This is a genomic window from Dyella sedimenti (assembly GCF_022760995.1).
GTDB lineage: Bacteria > Pseudomonadota > Gammaproteobacteria > Xanthomonadales > Rhodanobacteraceae > Dyella > Dyella sedimenti.
This window is the reverse complement of record NZ_JAKWJO010000001.1, coordinates 365,379-383,785: the sequence shown is the minus strand read 5'-3', so window position 1 is coordinate 383,785 and position 18,407 is coordinate 365,379. Positions and strand designations below refer to the sequence as shown.

The window sequence follows — 18,407 nt, the reverse complement described above, 5'->3', positions numbered from 1 at the left end:
CGGCCGTGCCGGCCTGTCGCGCACAGGGTGCGCTCCCACAAACCTCTGCGTCCCTCTAAACCCTTCTCCCCCTCAGGCGCATCCAAGCTGGCAAGATGACCGCCGTCTGCCACGCCACCGGAAACGCCATGCCGCCGCCCGCCGCGGACACCAACGACACGGACGACGTCCGCGCCGCCGCCGCTGGCGACCGGCAGGCTTTCCAGCGGCTTTACCGGCAGCACGTGAACCGCGTGTACGGCGCCGTCTATCGCCTGGCCGGCTACGACCACGCGCGCGCCGAGGACCTGACCCAGGATGCCTTCGTGCGCGCCTGGCAGAAGCTGGACGGCTTCCGCGGCGAAAGCAGCTTCGGCACCTGGCTGTACCGGCTGGCCGTCAACGTGGCGCTGATGGATATCCGGGCCCGTGGCGCCGATCCGGTCAGCATGATGGCCGAGGACGACATGCCGGACCACGGCGAAACGCCATTCTGCGCCGCCGAACGCGAAGAACTGGAACGTGCCGTCGGCAAACTGCCGCCACGCGCGCGGGCCGTGCTGGTACTGCACGACATCGAGGGCTGGCGGCACGAGGAAATCGGCGCCGAACTCGGCATGGCGGTGGGTTCGTCGAAAGCGCAGCTGCATCGCGCGCGCGGCCTGCTGCGGAAAGCTTTGGGAGAACACTCATGAACGAATTCGAATGGCTCCGTCAGACCCGCGCCCTGCGCGAACCGGTGGCGCCGCGAAACGACCTGTGGCCCGGCATCGAGGCCGCGCTGGATGCCGCCGGCACGCAAGCCGTACCGCCCGCCCGGCGGCCACGCCTTCGCCCGCGCGAATGGCTGGTCGCCGCCAGCTTCGCCGGCCTCTCGCTGTTCGCCGGCAGCCTTGCCGTGCACCTGCGCGAGCGCCCGGTGACGGCGGCCAACGCCGCGTCCGTGGCGAACCCCGAGCGCTGGCGGCCGGCCGATCCCCGTCTTGCCGGCGCCGCGGTGGAACTCGACGCCGCCAGCATGGAGCTGCGCCAGGCCATCCAGCAGGCGCCCGATTCACCCGCGCTGCAGCGCCTGCTATACCGCACACAGAAGCAGCAGTCGCAACTGCAACAGATGGAACACCAGGCTGGCTGAGCCAGCGGAGCCTTCACCATGAAAACCGCACGCGTCATCCCCCTTCTGCTCAGCCTGTCGATCGGCCAGGCCTTGGCCGACACGCCCATCAACCTCAGCCACGACGCCACGCCCACCGTCCACGTGAGCATCAGCAACGTGAAAGGCGCAGTCACCGTCACCGCCTGGGACCGCAACCAGGTGCAGGTCGGCGGCCGGCTCGGCGACGGCGCCCGGCCGCTCGCCATCGAAGGCAGCGACAGCGACATGACCATCAAGGTGCAGCCGCTGGGCAAGTCCGGCTGGTTCAACTGGAACAGCGATACCGCGATGGGCTCCACCACGCTGGACGTGCGCGTGCCCAAGGGCGCCTCGCTGGACGTGGACGTGGTCAGCGCGCCATTGAGCATCGACGGCATCGTGGGCGGCACCATCAAGGCCAACACGGTGAGCGGCAAGGCCCGCGTCAACGCCCGCTCCCCGCAGATCGACGTGGACAGCGTCAGCGGCAGCATCGAACTGGCCGGCAGCGCCGACAAGGTCGCCCTGCAGACTGTCAGCGGCGACATCCTGGCCCCCAGCGTGGGCGGCGAGGCCGAGCTGCAGACGGTTTCCGGCCGCATCCGGGTCAGCGGCGGGCCGTGGCACAAGCTGAGCCTCAGCACCGTGTCCGGCGACGTGCAACTGGCCGGCGGGCTGGCGCCAGGCGGCAGCTTCAGCGTCGACAGCATGAGCGGTGACGTGCAGGTGCAGGTGCCGTCCGATCTCTCGGCCATCATCCACGCCAGCACCTTCAGCGGCGACCTGCGCAGCGACTTCGGCACGGTGAAGAAGCCCGAGCATGGCCCAGGCAGCGAACTGCAGGCCACCGCGGGCAGCGGCGACGGCAAGATGAACGTGGAGACCTTCAGCGGCGACCTGCGCATCCGCCGCCAGGACTGAGCGGTAACCGCCCCGAAACGAAAAACGCCGGGCAAGAGCCCGGCGTTTTGCTGCGGATGGAAAGCGACGCTTACAGGTCCTGGTGGTACTGCACGTAGGGCGTGCGCGACTGGTCCGGTTCCGGGCCCACCGGCGTATTCACGCCGCCACCGGACGACCACAGGTTCTGCGCGCCGATGCTCAACTGGCCCTGCCACGGCAGGCGGAAGGTGACGCCCAGGTCGATGCTGCTCCAGCGGCGGTCGGGGTTGTAGCCCGCGCCAGGGATGCCGGCCTCCGGCTGCATGGTGCGGCCGACGATGCTGCCGCTCAGCGGACCGCGGTCCACGCCGAAGCTCACCGCCTTCTGGTCCAGCGTGCTGATGCCAAGCAGGTTGCCCGGCAGCAGACGCACCCGGCCCACGCTGGCGCCCAGGTCGATGCCACTCTTGGCGTCCAGCGCCAACCGGCCGTGCGCATTGAGCTGGGTGCTGCTGTCGAAGCCCGGCAGGCCATTCACGCCGGGCACGGCGCCCGGCAGCAGCCGCGGCAGCGTGGCGTTGCTGCCCGGCACGCTGTCGGTGCCCAGACTGAGACCCAGGCTGTAGCGCCCGGCATTGTAGGTTGCACCCACTTCGCTGCCGATGATGCGGGGCGCCTGGTTGTTGGCCCAGTTGCGCTCGCTCACGCCGACATGCGCCTGCAGATTCGGGCCGATGCCGTACTGCATTGCACTGGAGGACACCGTGGCCGAGTCCAGCGCGCGCAACTGCAAGGGCGAGTCCGCCTGGGCCTGGACCGTGGCGAGCGGCTCGCTGTTCGACTGGAGGGAGAGCCAGTGGCCATCCGCGCCGCGCCACAGCGGCACGCTGCCCGGCTGGTCCGTCTGCCCGGCGGGCTGCATCAGCAGGCGGTTCGCCGTGTCGTCGCCGGCCACGGTCTGCCCTGCCGCGAGAAGCGGCATGGCGAGCAGCGGCAATGACAACAGCAAACGACGCATGTACGCGAAAACTCCCGCGAGACCCGTGGGACAGGAATGGTGTCGCCCCCTCCCAGAGACGATGGGAGGCAAGATACCACGTTTTACTTTTTACTAACACCCAGATGGAGGCTTTGCGGGGCTGTTCCAGCCCTCCGCAATCACGTTTTTTTGACATCCGCCAGATCGTTCGGTTCCCGCCAGTGAATCAGTCAGCGACAAAGCTGAATGGACTCGCTATATAGTCAGCTTTGTCGACAACGCACGGATCCGCCTGCGACCGATGACTTCGGCCCCTACCAGCACAGCCTCAGCGCCATGGCTGGCGGACAGCCATGTGGCCGCCATGCATGCTGCCGTGGAACGCCTGTTCCGCGCGACAGATGCTGCCAGCGTGCTGGAAATCTGCGAGGCCATGCTCGACGAACTGGGCGTGCAGGGACACCTGCACTGGCGCCTGCTGGGCGATCCGCCCGCCACGAGCGGCACCGCCCTGCAGATGGAACTGGCCGAGGACCCACAGGGCCTGCGCTCGCTGGTGCTGGAACTGCCCACCGGCGTCGTGCCCGACCCGCTGCATGACCAGTTGTCGTGGTTGGGGCGGCTGGCCGCCACGCGCCTGCGCCAGTTGGCCGAAACCTCGCGCCTGTACGAGGCGATCTCCCGCCTGGCCCTGGCCGAACGCCTGCAACGGGCGCTGTACGCCATTGCCGACCAGGCGGGCTCCGAGCACAACATGGCCGAGATGATGCACTCGCTGCATGCCATCCTCGGCAGCCTGATGTACGCGGAGAACTTCTATATCGCGCTGTACGACGCGGCCACCGACACGGTGCGCTTCCCGTACTACGTCGACACCATGGACACTGACCCGCCGCCGCCCGACAAGGGGGTTCCGCTGCAGGACATGCGCCACAGTCTCACCTGGAACCTGCTGCAGTGCGGCCAGGCCATCATGGGCTCGTTCGCCGAGCTGGCCGAGCAGTTCAAAGGCCGCTTCGTGCAGGTCGGGCCGGTGTGCGAACATTGGCTGGGCGTGCCGCTGGTGCGCGAGGGACGCGTGGTGGGCGGCATCGTGATGCAGAGCTACCGCGAGGACACCCACTACAGCCAGCACGACCGCGAGCTGCTCAGCTACGTGGCCAAGCACGTGCAGACCGCGCTGGAGCGGCGCGAGGCGCACGAGGAACTGGAGCGCCGCGTCTCCAGCCGCACCGCCGCGCTGCGCGAGGCCAATCGCGTGCTGCGCCAGCAGGTGCTGCAGCGCCAGCGCGGCGAGCGGCTGCAGGCCGCGCTGTTCCGCATCGCCGAACTGGCCAACGCCACGGAGAGCCTGGACAACTTCTACGCCGCCGTGCACCGCGTGATCGGCGGCCTGCTGTACGCGCGCAACTTCTACATCGCCCTGCTCGACGAGGAGCAAAAGACGCTCAGCTTCCCCTACTCGGTGGACGAGTACGACACCGTGCGCCTGCCCCGCGCACACGGCCGCGGCGTCACCGAATACGTGCTGCGGCACGGCAAGCCGCTGCTGGCCGACCCGTCGGAATTCGAGCGGCTCGAACGCGAGGGCGAGATCACCCATCGCGGCTCGCGCTCGGTGTGCTGGCTGGGTGTGCCGCTGATCTGGGGCGACCGCGCCATGGGCGTGCTGGCGGTGCAGAGCTATTCGCCCGAGCACACCTACGACGTGCGTGACCAGGAGCTGCTGACCTTCGTGGGCTACCACGTGGCCAACGCGCTGCAGCGCAAGCACACCACCGAATCGCTGAAGCAGGCCTACGCCAGCCTGGAGCGCCGTGTCACCGAGCGCACCCGCGCGCTGGCCCTGGCCAACCGCGACCTGCGCGAGCAGATCGCCGAACGCGAGCGCGTCGAGCGCCGCCTGAAGTACGAGACCCTGCACGATTCGCTGACCGGCCTGCCCAACCGCACCCTGTTGCTGCAGCGCCTGGAGCAGGCCCTGCAGCGCTACCACGGCGATGCGCAGGAGCTGTTCGCGGTGCTGTTCATCGACCTGGACCGCTTCAAGGTCATCAACGACTCGGTAGGCCACCTGGTCGGCGACGACCTGCTGTTCCAGGTGGGCGGCCGCATCCGCGCCTGCCTGAAGACGCGCGACGTGGTGGCGCGCCTGGGCGGCGACGAGTTCGCCGTGCTGGCCGAGGGCATCGTCGATCCGAAGATGGCGCTGCTGATCGCCGAGCGCATCATCGACGAGTTGCAGACGCCGTTCCGGCTCGGCGCCAAGGAGATCTTCACCTCCGCCTCGATCGGCATCGCCCTGCCCAGCCCGCACTACCAGCGGCCCGAGGAACTGCTGCGCGACGCCGATGCCGCGATGTACCGTGCCAAGGACGAAGGCCGCCACCGCGCCGCGGTGTTCGACGACCGGCTGCGCCGCGAGGCGCTCTCGCTACTGGAAATGGAAGGCGACCTGCGCCGCGCGCTGAGCCGCAACGAGTTCGTGCCGTTCTACCAGCCCATCGTGGCCCTGCAGACCGGTCGCACGGTGGGCTACGAGGCCCTGCTGCGCTGGCGCCACCCCGACCGCGGCCTGCTCACGCCGGCCGATTTCCTGGCGGTAGCCGAGGAAAGCGGCTGTTCGGAAAGCATCGACTGGCAGATCTTCGACCAGGTCTGCGCCCAGGCCGAGGCGCTGGCCGGGCCGGATGGCTTCGTCAGCATCAACGTCTCCGGCCGGCATTTCCGCTCCGCCGACCTGGACCGCCGCATGCTGGACCTGATCCAGTCGCACCACCTGCCGCCGCGCTGCCTGCGCATCGAGGTGACCGAGCGCGCGCTGCTGGAGAACGCCATCCAGGTCAAGCGCATGCTCGACAACCTGCGCTCGCATGGCGTCAGCATCGCGCTGGACGACTTCGGCACCGGTTATTCGTCACTGAGCTACCTGCACCAGTACCCGATCGAGACGCTGAAGATCGACCGCTCCTTCATCGTCGAGCTGCCGCGCGAGGGTGGCCACGGCACCGCCGTGGTGCGCGCGATCCAGGCGCTGGCCAATTCGCTGCAGATGCAGGTGATCGCCGAGGGCATCGAGGACGAGGACCAGCGCCAGGCCCTGCTGCGCATCGGCTGCCGCTACGGCCAGGGCTTCCTGTTCGCCACGCCGAAGATGGCCGAGGTGTGGCTGCAGCGCGAGCACCATTTCGCGCTGCCGTAGGGCCGTGGCGTTGAAGCGGTGCATGCTGTCGCGACGACCATGGACCACGGCGACAGCTATCGGTCTCCGCCGGGAAGCTTGGGATAGAGGAAACGGGCTGCGTGTGGCCCGTCCCTATTTCATCGCTTTCGCGGTCACTGCGCCGTGGTCGGCGCGTTGGCCTGGGGACTGGCGCTGAGCAAGTGCTCGGCGTCGATGCGGTCGAAGGTATAGCGCTGCGCGCAGAACTCGCAGATCACCTCGATCTCGCCCTCGCGCGCTTCCAGCGCCGCCTCCACCTCGTCGCGGCCCAGCGAGCGCAGCACGGCCTCCACGCGTTCGCGCGTGCAACTGCAGCCGAAGGCCAGGGGCCTGGGCTCGAACAGGCGCACCGATTCCTCGTGGTAGAGCCGGAACAGCAGCTGTTCCGGCGGCGTGGCCAGCAGTTCCTGCTCGCCCAGGGTAGCGGTGAGGTGCTGGATGCGGGTCCAGGCGTCCTCGTCCTCCACCGCGTCATGGCCGCCTTCGTCCGGCAGCTTCTGCAGCATCAGGCCCACCGCGTGCTCGCCGTCCGCCGCCAGCACAATGCGCGCCGGCAGCTGTTCGGACTGGCTGAAGTAGTTCTCCAGCGCCGCGGCCAGGTCCGGATGCTGCAGGTCGACCAGGCCCTGGTAGCGCTGGCCACGCTCGGCATGGCCGATGGTGATGGCCATGATCGCGTTGGGCAGCTCGGCCAGGTTGAGCGTGTCGGGCAGCGGATCGGTCCAGCGCGCCAGGCCGCGCAGGCGACCCTGGTCGGTGCATTCGGCGAACAGCAGGCGCAGCGGCCCGCTGCTCTTGAGTTCCACCGACAGGGCGCCATCCAGCTTGATGTTGCCGGTCAGCAGCGCGCTGGCGGCCAAGGTCTGGCCCAGCACCGAGCGCAGGACGCCGGGATAGGCCGAGCGGCCGGCCACCTCGCGCCAGGCCGGCCCCAGCCGGACCAGCACGCCGCGCACCCCGGCGCGCTCAAGCATGAATCGATGCAGCACATCTTCGACAAGCACGGTTTCCACGATAGGGGCCTCTCAAGAGCAATGTCCCGATATGGGGGCGGCGGCACCGCGGCGCAACGATCCGCAGACCCATCGCAGGCCGCCTGTGACCGGCCCTTATACTGCCGCGATCTCGTCCACGCGCCGCCATGACTCTACGACGCCCGCTGCCCATCCGCCTGCTGCGCCTGTTCACCCTGCTCGCCGTGGGCTGGCTGGCGCTGAGCTGGCTGGCCGTGCTGGCGCTGCGCTTCGTGCCGCCCTGGACCTCGGCGGTGATGCTGGAACGCCGGGCCGGTGCGCTGCTGCATGGCGAAAAGGATTTCCGGCTCCGCTACCACTGGGTCGCGTGGGACCAGGTATCGCCCTATGTACCGCTGGCGATGGTGGCCGGCGAGGACCAGAAATTCCCGTTCCACCACGGCTTCGACTTCGATTCCATCCAGGACGCGGTGGACGCGGCCGACGAGGGCAAGCGCCTGCGCGGCGCCAGCACGATCAGCCAGCAGACCGCCAAGAACTTGTTCCTGTGGAACGGCCGCAGCTTCGTGCGCAAGGGGCTGGAGGCATACTTCACCGTGCTGATCGAGCTGAGCTGGCCCAAGCGGCGCATCCTGGAGGTGTACATGAACATCGCCGAGATGGGCGATGGGATCTACGGCGTAGGCGCGGCCAGCGAGGCGTTCTTCCACGCGCCGCCTTCGCGGCTGGGAGCGGCCCAGGCGGCACGGTTGGCGGCGGTGCTGCCCAGCCCGCGCCGTTACCATGCCGACCATCCCAGCCCCTACGTGCAGGGCCGGGCCAACTGGATCCTGCAGCAGATGGGCCAGTTGGGCGGTCCTGCCTATCTCCAAGGCTGGCAGCCGCCACGCGAGGTACGGCACCGCTGAAGCTCGCCGCCTGGCCGCCGCTGCACTAGCATGCGGCGACCATCCGGCCATCCAGCGCCCGCCATGCCACGCCTCACCGTCGTCGTGCCCGTCTACAACGAAGCGGCCGTGCTGCCGGCCTTCCATGCCCGGCTCCGTCGCGTGCTGGACGAACTGCCGCTGGATGGCGAGGTGCTGTACGTCGATGACGGCAGCCAGGACGGCAGCTGGCCGCTGCTCGAAGGCTTGGCCGCGGGCGACCCGCATGCCGGCGCCCTGCGGCTATCCCGCAACTTCGGCAAGGAAGCGGCGATGACGGCGGGACTCGACCGTGCCGACGCCGATGCCGTGGTGGTGATCGACGCCGACCTGCAGGATCCGCCCGAGCTGATCCCCTCGCTGGTGGAGCAGTGGCGGGCCGGCTTCGACGTGGTCTATGCCACCCGCACCACGCGGGCCGGCGAGACCCGCTTCAAGCGCTTCACCTCCGCCCTGTTCTACCGCGGCATGGAGCGGCTGTCGGACCTGCACATGCCACGCGACACCGGCGACTTCCGCCTGCTTTCGCGCCGCGCGGTGGAGGCACTGCGCCAACTGCGCGAACGGCAGCGCTTCATGAAGGGCCTGTTCACCTGGATCGGCTACCGGCAGACCGCGGTGTACTACCTGCGCGAGCCGCGCCAGGCCGGCCGCACCAAATGGAACTACTGGCGGCTGCTGCAGTTGGCCATCGAGGGCGTCACCTCGTTCTCGGCGGCGCCGCTGCGCATGGCCACCTGGATCGGCCTGCTGTCCTCCGCCCTGGCCTTCCTGTACGGCCTGTGGGTGTTCGGCAAGGCGGCGCTGTATGGCGATCCCGTGCACGGCTACCCCTCGCTGATGGTGGCGATCCTGTTCCTGGGCGGCGTGCAGCTGCTGGCGCTGGGCGTGATCGGCGAGTACCTCGGCCGCAGCTACCTGGAAAGCAAGCAGCGGCCGCTGTACTTCGTCGAAGCCGAGCGGTTGCCCACGCGGCACTGAAACCCATCCCCCGCGCTTCACATCCCCCCAACACCACTCGGCCACGGCGGCGCTAGACTGCGCCCATGCGGCCCGTCCACGGTCGCGTGGGAGGTTCAAGCATGCGCCAGGTCAAGCATTTGCTGGAAAGCAAGGGCAGCGACATCTACAGCATCGCACCGGACGCGCCCGTGCTCGAAGCGATCAAGCTCATGGCGGAGCGCCGCGTCGGCGCGCTGCTGGTGATGCGTGGCGAACGGCTGGTAGGCATCGTTTCCGAGCGCGACTACGCGCGCAAGGTGATCCTGCAGGGCCGCTCCTCCGCGCAGACCGCGGTCTCGGAGATCATGAGCAGCCCGGCGCTCACGGTGGGGCCGGATACCGACGTGTTCGACTGCATGCGCCTGTGCACGGACAGCCGCATCCGCCACTTGCCGGTGGTCAGCGGCGAGCGCGTGATCGGCGTGATCTCGATCGGCGACCTGGTGAAGGAAGTCATCGACGCCCAGGCCGAGCAGATCGAGCAGCTGCAGCGCTACATCACCAGCTAGCGACGACCGCTCAGGCCTCGGCCGGCCGCGCCGGCTGGGAACCATGCGGCTTGGAAGGCTGCTCCGGCAGCAGGTCGGGCGACCGGCCCGCACGCGCCGCCACCCAGGTGGCCAGGGCCGAGATGCCCGCGCCGATCGCCGCCATGCCGCCGGCAGCCATGCCCACCGCGCCCAGCAGCGTCACCCCGCTGGTGACCACCACATCGCCGAAGCGCCAGATGGCCGTCTCCACGAAGTTCTTGCCCTTGTAGCGCGTCTCCCGCGGCACGCGCGTGTAGAGCGCGTCCGTCGCCGGCTTGGTCATGCCGTAGGCGAAGCCGCGCGAGCCGGCCAGGGTTACCGCCAGCAGCGGTATCGTGGCGCCGAACAGGGTGATGTCGCCGGCCCCGGTCACCGCCAATGACGCCAGCAGGACCAGGTTGACCAGCGCGGGCACCACCAGCGCCCACGCCGCGCCGCGACGGATCAGCAGCCAACGCGTCAAGGTGAGCTGCAGCACCGCGCCAAGCAGGTTGGTCACCAGGTCCAGGTCGTTGTAGAAGGCGGTGCGCGCGATCCGGTCCGGCAGATGGACCTTGGTGTAGTCGGCGATCAGCGCGTAGGCCAGCGTGCCGATGCCATCGCCCAGCACCATCAGGATGGCCATGTAGCGCAGGAACGGACGCGTCCACAGCTCCTTGATGCCGGCCCACAGCGAGCCGCCGATCACCTCGTCGCGCCGCAGCGGCTCGCGGCAGTCGTGGCGTGTGGAGATCGTAAGCAGCAGGCCCAGCGCCACCAGCAGCATGCCCGCCGACAGCACCAGCAACGGCGCCACGCCGATGATCGTCACCAGCAGCTTGGTCAGGGTCGGGCCGAAGAGGGCGCCGGCCATGCCGCCCAGCGCGATCAGCGGGAACACCCGCCGCGCCTGCGCGCTCTGGAAGATGTCCGCCATGAAGCTCCAGAACAGCGACACCACGAACAGGTTGAACACGCTGACCCAGACGAAGAACACCACGCCCAGGGCGCGCGCGCCGATGCGGTCCTGCGCCAGGAAGGCCGGCACGAAGGCGACCAGGCAGGCGATGAAGAAGCTGTAGCACCAGCCGAGCAGGCGTTTGCGGGGGTAGTGCGCCACCAGCGCGCCGAACGCCGGGGTCAGCAGCAGCATCACGACGAACGTGCTGCCGTAGAACAGCGGCAGCGACTGCGAGCCGACCGCGCCGCTGAGCTGGTCGCGCACGGGCCGGATGATGTAGTAAGCCGTCATCACGAAGAAGAAGGCCACGGCCGACAGGGTCGAGGCGAGGCCTTCGTTCGCGGCGGCGGGTGGGGAGGCGTTCACCGGCGTTTCCAGCATGGGACGCGGACAGACTAGCATGGCCCCATGACGGTCCTGGCACAGGGGGAATGATGGCCTACGACTACATCATCGTCGGCGCCGGCTCGGCCGGCTGCGTTCTGGCGAACCGGCTCAGCGCCCATGCCGGCAAGCGCGTGCTGCTGCTGGAGGCCGGGCCGGCCGACTGGAACCCGCTGATCCACATGCCGGCCGGCATCGCGCGCCTGGCCAACAACCGCCGCATCAACTGGAACTACCGCACCGAGCCGGAGGCGCACCTGCAAGGACGCACCCTGTGGTGGCCGCGCGGCAAGACCCTCGGCGGCTCCAGCGCGATCAACGCGATGTGCTACATCCGCGGCGTACCGGGCGACTACGAACGTTGGGCGCAGGCCACCGGCGACGCGCGCTGGTCGTGGCGGCAAGTGTTGCCCTGGTTCCTGCGCAGCGAGGACAACACCCGTGGCGCCGGCGCGCTGCATGGCGTCGGCGGTCCGCTCGGGGTGAGCGACCTGCGCCATCGCAACCCGCTGTCCGATGCCTTCGTCGAGGCGGCATGCAGTGCAGGGTTTTCCCGCAACGACGATTTCAACGGCGAGCGCCAGGAAGGCTTCGGCCTGTACCAGGTCACCCAGCGTGGCGGTCTGCGCTGCTCCACCGCCACCGGCTACCTGCGCCCTGCCCGCGGACGGCCAAACCTCGAAGTGCGCACGCGGGCCGCGGTGGCGTGCGTGGCGATCCGCCAAGGGCGCGCGGTGGGCGTTCAGCTGCAAGGCGGCGGTCCGCTGCTCGAGGCCGGTGAAGTGATCCTGGCCGGCGGCGCAGTGAACACCCCGCAGTTGCTGATGCTTTCCGGTGTAGGCCCCGCCGACCATCTGCGCGAGTACGGCATCGCCGTGCAAGCCGACCTGCCGGACGTGGGCGCGAACCTGCAGGACCACCTGGACATCTGCACGCTGGATGGCAGCACGCGGAACATCACCTACGACCACCTCAACGAACTGGCTGCCGGCTGGCGCTTCCTGCGCCACCGCGATGGTCCCGGCAGTTCCAACGTGGCCGAGGCCGGCGGCTTCGTGCGCAGCCGCCTCGCCGATGACGAGCGCTGCGACCTGCAATTCCACTTCGTGCCCGCGTTGCTCGATGACCACGGCCGCCATCGCCTGCCCGGCCACGGCTATACGGTGCATGCGTGCTACCTGCACCCGCGCAGCCGCGGCTGGCTGCGCCTGCGTTCGGCCGATCCGTCACAGCCGATCGCCATCCACGCCAACTATCTCGGCGATCCCGAGGGGCACGACCTGCAACGCATGATCGAAGGCGCGCGCCTGTCGCGCGAGATCCTCGCGCAAGCCGCCTTCGCGCCCTATCGCGGCGCGCCGGTGTTTCCCGAGCGCACCCTGTCCAGTGACGCTGACTACGCGGACTTCATCCGCCGCAAGGCCGAGACCATCTACCACCCCGCCGGCACCTGCCGCATGGGCAGCGACGGCAACGCGCCGCTGGACAGCGAGCTGCGCGTGCGCGGCGTGGAAGGGCTGCGCGTGGTCGATGCCTCGGTGATGCCCAGCCTGCCCAGCGGCAACACCAACGCGCCGGTCATCATGATCGCCGAACGCGCCAGCGACCTGATCCTCGGGGCCTGTTCATGAAACTTTGCCGCAGGCCGGCTTGTCCCAACAGACCCGGGATGGAAATCCCTGCGGGCTTCACCGGGATTTTCCGGGAGGACTGGAGTACCCTCGCGCGGGCCTCATGGATGAACCGGCTCGCCACCCTCCGGCCAGGCATATGCGGGGCCGGGATCGTTCCACCGGCGCCGATGCGGCGCCTAGCAAGCGTTCCCATCGCATGACGTTCCGCACGATCTCCCTGCTCATCGCCGCATCGCTGGGCCTGAGCACCTCGCTTTCGGCCCGCACCGCCTCGGCGCCGCCCGACCCGGTCAGCGCCGCCGCGCCGGCCCAGCCGCTGCCGCCCGATCGCGTAAAGGAGGCCGTGTCGTCCTACCAGCAGTGGCTGGATCGGCTGGACCAGCGCAACGCCGTCGCCGGCCTGGCCACCGCCATCGTGCTGGACGACAAGGTGGTGTTCGAGGACACCCTCGGCTACGCCAACGCCGCCACGCGCGAACCGGTCACGCCAGAAACTGTCTTTCGCCTGGCCTCGCTCTCCAAGGCCTTCGCCACCGCGTTGACCGGCATGCTGGTGGAGGACGGCAAGCTGAGCTGGGACACCCGGCTCGCCGCCGTGCTGCCCTTCTTCAAGCTCAAGAGCGATGCGGCCGCCGAGCAGGCGACCGTGCGCGACATCCTCGGCCAGCGCCTGGGCCTGCCCAAGAACACCTACGACAGCATGCTCGAGGAAAACATCCCCTACGAGGAACTGGCACGCAAGCTGGACGAGGTCAGCCTCACCTGCGGGGTAGGCCAGTGCTACGGCTACCAGAACGTCGCCTTCAGCCTGATCGGCGACGTGGTCTATGCGCAGACCGGCGACTTCTTCAGCCATCAGGTCGACAAGCGGCTGTTCTATCCGCTGGGCATGAAGACCGCCAGCTACGGCCGCGAGGGACTGGAACAGAGCAAGAGCTGGGCGCGCCCGCACCGGGCCAACAGCCATGGCTGGATCCCCTTCGAGCCGAAGGACGCCTATTACCGGGTGGCGCCGGCGGCTGGCGTCAACGCCAGCCTGCGCGACATGGAGCAATGGCTGATCGCGCAGATGGGCGGCCGTCCCGACGTGCTGCCCGCGAAGCTGCTGGACATGCTCCACGCGCCGGAAGTGGCCACGCCGGTCGAACTGCGCTCCTCGCCCTGGCGCCGCGCGCGGCTCTCCGATGCGCACTACGCGCTCGGCTGGCGCGTGTTCGACTACGGCGGGGACACCCTGGTGTTCCATGCCGGGGCGGTCGAGGGTTACCGCACCATGATCGGTTTCTTTCCCAAGTACCACATCGGCGTGGTGACGCTGTGGAATTCCTCGGACCCGGTACCGTCCGGCCTCATGCCGATGGTGTTCGACAGCCTGCTCGGCCTGCCGCACGTGGATTGGGCGGGCATCGAAAGCGACGCGCCGGCGGCGGCCGCCAGGAGCAAGTCCCGCAACAAGCCGAAGACCGCAACCCGCATCCACACCACCCAGCGTTGAGCGCCGGACCGGAGCCGCGGAAAGCGAAAGCGCCGCATGGGGACCATGCGGCGCTTCGTGGCTCCGGGCGATGGCGCGGGCCCGCTGCGGCCCACCCGGCTAGTTGAGCTTGAACACGATGCGGCGCTTGTCCTGCGTCGCCACGGGCGTGCCGTCCTTGGTGGCCGGGTCGTACTTCCAGCGGCTCACCGCCTCCACCGCGGCGCGATCGAACACGTGGCGCGGCTCGGCATCGATCACCTTCACGTCATCGACATTGCCTTCGGGCGTGATGGTGAAGCTCACCTCCACCCAGCCTTCCTGGTTGGAGCGCACCGCCGCGGTGGGATAGCGCGGATTCACGTTGCGCACCAGCACCGGACCATGCGTCGCGCTGCCGGAGGATGCCGCGACCGCGGAGGCGGCGGCATTGGCGGGTGCCGACTGCTGCTGGCGCAAAGCCTCGGCCGCCTGCTGCTGGGCCTGGCGCGCCTGTGCCGCGCGCTGGTCGGCCAAAGCCCTCTGCTGCGCCTCGGCCGCCTGGCGTTCGGCGTCCGCCTTGTCGGCCGCGGCCTTCTGCGCCGCCAGCTGGGCCTGACGCTCCTTGTCGGCTTCCTGCTGCTGCTCGCGATCCTGCAGCTTGCGCTGGGCATCGAGCTTGGAACGCAGGATGGTCAGGGTGTAGTTGGCCGGATCGGCCTTGGCGAGCAGGTCGATCTGGCGCTGCGCCTCGTTGAAGTCGCGCTGGTTGATGGTCTGCTCGGCCACGCTCGCGCCCACCGGGAAGGTCTCGCGCAAGGCATCGCTGGCCACCTGGTTGCCCGGCTGCTTCTCCAGCACCTTGAGGTAGAACTCGAACGCGTTGTTGCCGGAGGGCGCCAGCAGGCGCTGGTCGTTGACCGCCTTGCGCGCCTCGGCCAGCAACTGGTTGAGGCTCATCGCCGCCACGTTCGCCGGCGGCGTCGCCTGCGCGCCTGGCTGGACGGGCGTGGATGGATGTCCGCCCGCATCGGCCTCCATCAATTCCTGGTGCGGCTTGATAATGAGGAACCACGAAGCCGCCGCCAGCACGGCGACGACCACGACGATGGCAATGGCAGCGGGCCGAACGGCCCCGCGCGCACGGCGGCGCGCATGAGATATGTATCGGGTATCCATGGTCTCTCACCGAGTTTCATCAGATACCCGCGCTTTTTCCCCCTGTGAATCCAGGAGCGGCGAGCCTCCCCAGGCTGGCCGCGGCGCGGATGGGGAAAAGGTAACCGTAATGCAGCACTACGGCAAATCGCCCGTAGCTTCGCGGCGTCCCATGGGGCGTCCCGATCGCCGTCAGACGTGGCGATTCGGCTGCCGGTGCGACGACGTGCCTCGGCTAAGAATTTTTCCTAGCCCGGAAACGAAGCGTCCCGGCATGGGCCGGGACGAATCGCTCTTTCGAAGGACTCCCCCCGCGCTGGGCACCGCGGGGAGAAAAGTCGATCTGGCTTGTTATGGGTGATGCTTACTTCTTGGCAGCCTTGGTGGCCTTCACCACCTTGGCGGCAGCGGCCTTCTTCACGGTGCGCTTGGCGGGGGCCTTCTTCGCCACCTTCTTGGTTGCGACCTTCTTCACGGCGGCCTTCTTGGCGGCCGCCGGACGCTTCTTGGCGACAGCCTTCTTGGCAACCTTCTTCACGGCAGCCTTCTTGGCGGCCGGCTTGCGGGCAACCGGCTTCTTGGCGGCGGCCTTCTTCACAGCGGTCTTCTTGGTCGCCTTCTTGGCGGCCGGCTTCTTAGCAGCTTTCTTGGCAGTGGCCATAGTTCGTCTCAGCTCCTCATCAGTTGGCAGTGGTTGCCCAGTAAAAGCATGTAGGAACGCCTCCACAAGCAAATCGCTATTGGTGGCGTGCCGAAGATTGTTGACCTGACGACGGGTGCGTTCGTCAGACAGGGGCCTCAGTACATGCAGGGGAATCGAGACCGTGATCTTGCGTACTGCGCCGGCCTTTTCTCCATGCTCGACATAAGGCTTGATGAATTTCGATGTTGCCATGGCACCCGTTCTCCGTGTTCCGATGCGAAAGCTATTCCTGAAGATTTCAACTGTCAATTGATTTTAGCCATGAAATCAATCCGTTTCACCCACCCCAGGGATGCCCCAAACCCCCACCGGACAAGGCCTCAAGGGGGTTCAAAGGCATTTTTGATTGGACGTCCATACTGCCAAAACATTATGGCCATGCATTAAATGCGAATTACAGAAAACCGCAAAAAACAAGGCATTTTCGCCACGCCGTGCCAATAAGGCCTCGCATGCGGCGTTCATCCCCGCAGCCGAGGCCACCGCATGGCCTCCGCGCCACCGCCCTCCGTCCAGAATGAACGAAACGCGACTGGATTCACGGTTTGGGAAGGATCGACGCATCGCGGGCTCCCCGACCCGCAATCGCCCTCCGGAACCGCCGACGGGAGCTTGAAGAGTCCTTCGGCATCCGGCCATGCGGCAAGTCGGCCCGGCGATTTGCGATGGCGCGATGGACGTCCATCGATGCGACTGGGGCCACCGGCCCGCCGTTCCGCCGGCGCCGGGAAACGGGACGTCGACGGGCCACATCCAAAAAGATGCCGGCCGTCTTCAAACGGCCGGCATCGGGGATTCGTCCCGCGAAGGACTTCAGTGGTCTTCGTTCTCGACCAGCTCGGCGTAGGCGTCGGCATCGAGCAGGTCGTCCAGCTCGCCACGGTTGCTGGCGCGGACGAGGAAGATCCAGCCGTCGCCGAAGGCATCCTCGTTGATGGTCTCGGGCTTGTCGTTGAGGGTCTCGTTGACCGCCACGACCTCGCCCGATACGGGACTGTAGATGTCCGAGGCGGCCTTGACCGACTCGACCACCGCCACGCCCTGGCCCGCCTGCACGCTGGCGCCGATTTCCGGCAGTTCCACGTACACCAGGTCGCCTAACTGGTCCTGGGCATGGTCGGAGATACCCACGCGCACCAGGCCGTCGTCTTCGACGCGGGCCCATTCGTGGGACTTGAGGAATTTCAGATCGCCGGGAATCTCGCTCATGATCGGATCCAGTCGTTGGTGTCGGGTCGTGGATGGAGCGGCCATTCTAATCGCTTCACCCGATAGGCAACACGGCCGCCGCACGGCCGCGCCGCTGGAAAGCTCAGATGCCCTCGCAGGGCTTGCCGTCGCGCACGAACGGGTACTTCACCACGCGCACGGGCACCTCGCGGCCACGGATGTCCACGCGCACCCGGCCCGGCTCGCCGGCCGGAATGCGTGCGAAGGCCACCGCCTTGTTGAGCGTGGGGGCGAAGCTGCCGGAGAGGATCTCGCCCTCGCCATGGGCGGTCAGCACCTTCTGGCCGTGGCGCAGCACGCCCTTCTCGTCCAGCACCAGGCCGACCATCACGCGCTTCACGCCAGCGGCCTTCTGCGCCTCCAGCGCCTTGCGGCCGATGAAGTCGCGGCCTTCGTCCAGCGCGATGGTCCAGCCGAGGTTGGCCTCCCACGGCGAGACGCTCTCGTCCATGTCCTGGCCATAGAGGTTCATGCCCGCCTCCAGGCGCAGGGTGTCGCGCGCGCCGAGGCCGCACGGCGCCACGCCCACGGTGGCCAGGGCCTGCCACAGGGCCACGGCATGCTCCTGCGGCACGATGATCTCGAAGCCGTCCTCGCCGGTGTAGCCGGTGCGCGCCACGAACAGCGGCATGCCGTGCGGTCCTTGCGCGGCGGCGGCGGCGAACTTGCCGAGCTTGCCGATGCGCTCGCGGTCCACCTCGGCCAGCAAGCCGATCACCTTGTCGCGGGCCCGCGGGCCCTGCACGGCGATCATGGCGAAATCCGGGCGTTCCCTGACCTCCACGCCGAAGGCCTTGGCCTGCCGCTCGATCCAGGCCAGGTCCTTGGCGCGGGTGGCGGCGTTCACCACCAGGCGGAAGAATTCCTCGCCGAGGAAGTACACGATCAGGTCGTCGATCACCCCGCCCTGCTCATCGAGCATGCACGAGTACAGCGCCTTGCCCTGCGCCTTCAGCTTGTCCACGCTGTTGGCCAGCAGGTGCCGCAGGAACTCCCTCACGCGCTCGCCGTGCAGGTCCACCACCGTCATGTGCGAGACGTCGAACATGCCTGCGTCGCGGCGGACGGCGTGATGCTCCTCGATCTGCGAGCCGTAGCTGATCGGCATGTCCCAGCCACCGAAGTCGACCATGCGCGCACCCAGCGCGCGGTGGGTGTCGTTGAGTACGGTCTTCTCGGTCATCGCGATCACGCCTTGGGAAAAGCGGCATTATCGCCGGGCGCACCGATACATTCCAAGCCACGCGCGATGCGGCAAGCATGCGCAGGCGTACC

General features: G+C 68.3%; 16 protein-coding genes. 9 read left to right on the top strand and 7 right to left on the bottom strand.

Annotated elements, in window-relative coordinates; translation table 11 throughout:
- Positions 1 to 128: 128 nt before the first annotated feature.
- From MJ605_RS01735 to MJ605_RS01725, 3 genes are read left to right on the top strand one after another with little or no spacing between them, the layout of a single operon-like run.
- A complete protein-coding gene (locus tag MJ605_RS01735; protein ID WP_243039131.1) occupies positions 129 to 674 on the top strand; it encodes an RNA polymerase sigma factor in 546 nt (181 codons plus the stop codon).
- Positions 671 to 1,114, top strand: a complete 444-nt coding sequence (locus MJ605_RS01730) for a hypothetical protein (protein WP_243039130.1) — start codon at positions 671 to 673, stop codon at positions 1,112 to 1,114. The genes MJ605_RS01735 and MJ605_RS01730 overlap by 4 nt, the downstream gene beginning before the upstream one ends.
- Before the next feature lie 18 nt (positions 1,115 to 1,132).
- Positions 1,133 to 2,035, top strand: a complete 903-nt coding sequence (locus tag MJ605_RS01725) for a DUF4097 family beta strand repeat-containing protein (protein WP_243039129.1) — start codon at positions 1,133 to 1,135, stop codon at positions 2,033 to 2,035.
- A 70-nt stretch (positions 2,036 to 2,105) separates the two neighbouring features.
- Here the strand turns inward: MJ605_RS01725 and MJ605_RS01720 are convergent, their stop codons facing one another.
- Positions 2,106 to 3,014 carry a DUF2138 domain-containing protein gene (locus MJ605_RS01720; RefSeq protein WP_243039128.1) on the bottom strand — a complete coding sequence of 303 codons (909 nt, stop codon included), beginning with the start codon at positions 3,012 to 3,014 and terminating at the stop codon, positions 2,106 to 2,108.
- Positions 3,015 to 3,339: 325 nt separating this feature from the next.
- Here MJ605_RS01720 and MJ605_RS01715 point away from each other — a divergent pair, with 325 nt between their 5' ends.
- Entirely contained in the window at positions 3,340 to 6,177 is a 2,838-nt protein-coding gene (locus tag MJ605_RS01715) for a bifunctional diguanylate cyclase/phosphodiesterase (RefSeq protein ID WP_425600954.1), read from the top strand.
- 134 nt (positions 6,178 to 6,311) lie between these two features.
- On the opposite strand, the gene hslO is transcribed toward MJ605_RS01715, so the two are convergent.
- The gene (gene hslO / locus MJ605_RS01710) at positions 6,312 to 7,211 is read right to left on the bottom strand and encodes an Hsp33 family molecular chaperone HslO (protein WP_243039126.1); all 900 of its coding nucleotides are present in this window, start codon (positions 7,209 to 7,211) and stop codon (positions 6,312 to 6,314) included.
- A 128-nt stretch (positions 7,212 to 7,339) separates the two neighbouring features.
- On the opposite strand from hslO, the gene mtgA reads away from it, so the two are divergent.
- The 3 genes from mtgA (at position 7,340) to MJ605_RS01695 (ending at position 9,609) form a co-directional block, all read left to right on the top strand.
- Complete coding sequence (gene mtgA, locus MJ605_RS01705; RefSeq protein ID WP_243039125.1) at positions 7,340 to 8,080, top strand: monofunctional biosynthetic peptidoglycan transglycosylase; 741 nt, start codon at positions 7,340 to 7,342, stop codon at positions 8,078 to 8,080.
- A 63-nt stretch (positions 8,081 to 8,143) separates the two neighbouring features.
- On the top strand, positions 8,144 to 9,079 hold the full coding sequence (locus MJ605_RS01700; RefSeq protein ID WP_243039124.1) for a glycosyltransferase family 2 protein: 936 nt from the start codon (positions 8,144 to 8,146) through the stop codon (positions 9,077 to 9,079).
- Between the two features lie 101 nt (positions 9,080 to 9,180).
- Positions 9,181 to 9,609: a CBS domain-containing protein gene (locus MJ605_RS01695; protein WP_243039123.1), complete on the top strand. Its 429-nt coding sequence runs from the start codon at positions 9,181 to 9,183 to the stop codon at positions 9,607 to 9,609.
- 10 nt (positions 9,610 to 9,619) lie between these two features.
- Here the strand turns inward: MJ605_RS01695 and MJ605_RS01690 are convergent, their stop codons facing one another.
- Positions 9,620 to 10,936, bottom strand: a complete 1,317-nt coding sequence (locus tag MJ605_RS01690; RefSeq protein ID WP_243039122.1) for an NTP/NDP exchange transporter — start codon at positions 10,934 to 10,936, stop codon at positions 9,620 to 9,622.
- A 68-nt stretch (positions 10,937 to 11,004) separates the two neighbouring features.
- Here MJ605_RS01690 and MJ605_RS01685 point away from each other — a divergent pair, with 68 nt between their 5' ends.
- Together MJ605_RS01685 and MJ605_RS01680 are read left to right on the top strand one after the other, a co-directional pair.
- Entirely contained in the window at positions 11,005 to 12,585 is a 1,581-nt protein-coding gene (locus tag MJ605_RS01685; RefSeq protein ID WP_425600973.1) for a GMC family oxidoreductase, read from the top strand.
- Positions 12,586 to 12,784: 199 nt separating this feature from the next.
- Positions 12,785 to 14,083 carry a serine hydrolase domain-containing protein gene (locus tag MJ605_RS01680; protein ID WP_243039120.1) on the top strand — a complete coding sequence of 433 codons (1,299 nt, stop codon included), beginning with the start codon at positions 12,785 to 12,787 and terminating at the stop codon, positions 14,081 to 14,083.
- A gap of 99 nt (positions 14,084 to 14,182) precedes the next feature.
- Here the strand turns inward: MJ605_RS01680 and MJ605_RS01675 are convergent, their stop codons facing one another.
- The 4 genes from MJ605_RS01675 to gcvT form a co-directional block, all read right to left on the bottom strand.
- Complete coding sequence (locus MJ605_RS01675) at positions 14,183 to 15,220, bottom strand: energy transducer TonB (protein ID WP_243039119.1); 1,038 nt, start codon at positions 15,218 to 15,220, stop codon at positions 14,183 to 14,185.
- A gap of 343 nt (positions 15,221 to 15,563) precedes the next feature.
- Positions 15,564 to 16,094: a met regulon transcriptional regulator MetJ gene (gene metJ, locus MJ605_RS19325; RefSeq protein ID WP_345779508.1), complete on the bottom strand. Its 531-nt coding sequence runs from the start codon at positions 16,092 to 16,094 to the stop codon at positions 15,564 to 15,566.
- A gap of 621 nt (positions 16,095 to 16,715) precedes the next feature.
- Complete coding sequence (gene gcvH / locus MJ605_RS01665; RefSeq protein ID WP_243039118.1) at positions 16,716 to 17,111, bottom strand: glycine cleavage system protein GcvH; 396 nt, start codon at positions 17,109 to 17,111, stop codon at positions 16,716 to 16,718.
- A 103-nt stretch (positions 17,112 to 17,214) separates the two neighbouring features.
- Positions 17,215 to 18,315 carry a glycine cleavage system aminomethyltransferase GcvT gene (gene gcvT / locus MJ605_RS01660; RefSeq protein WP_243039117.1) on the bottom strand — a complete coding sequence of 367 codons (1,101 nt, stop codon included), beginning with the start codon at positions 18,313 to 18,315 and terminating at the stop codon, positions 17,215 to 17,217.
- Positions 18,316 to 18,407 lie beyond the last annotated feature (92 nt).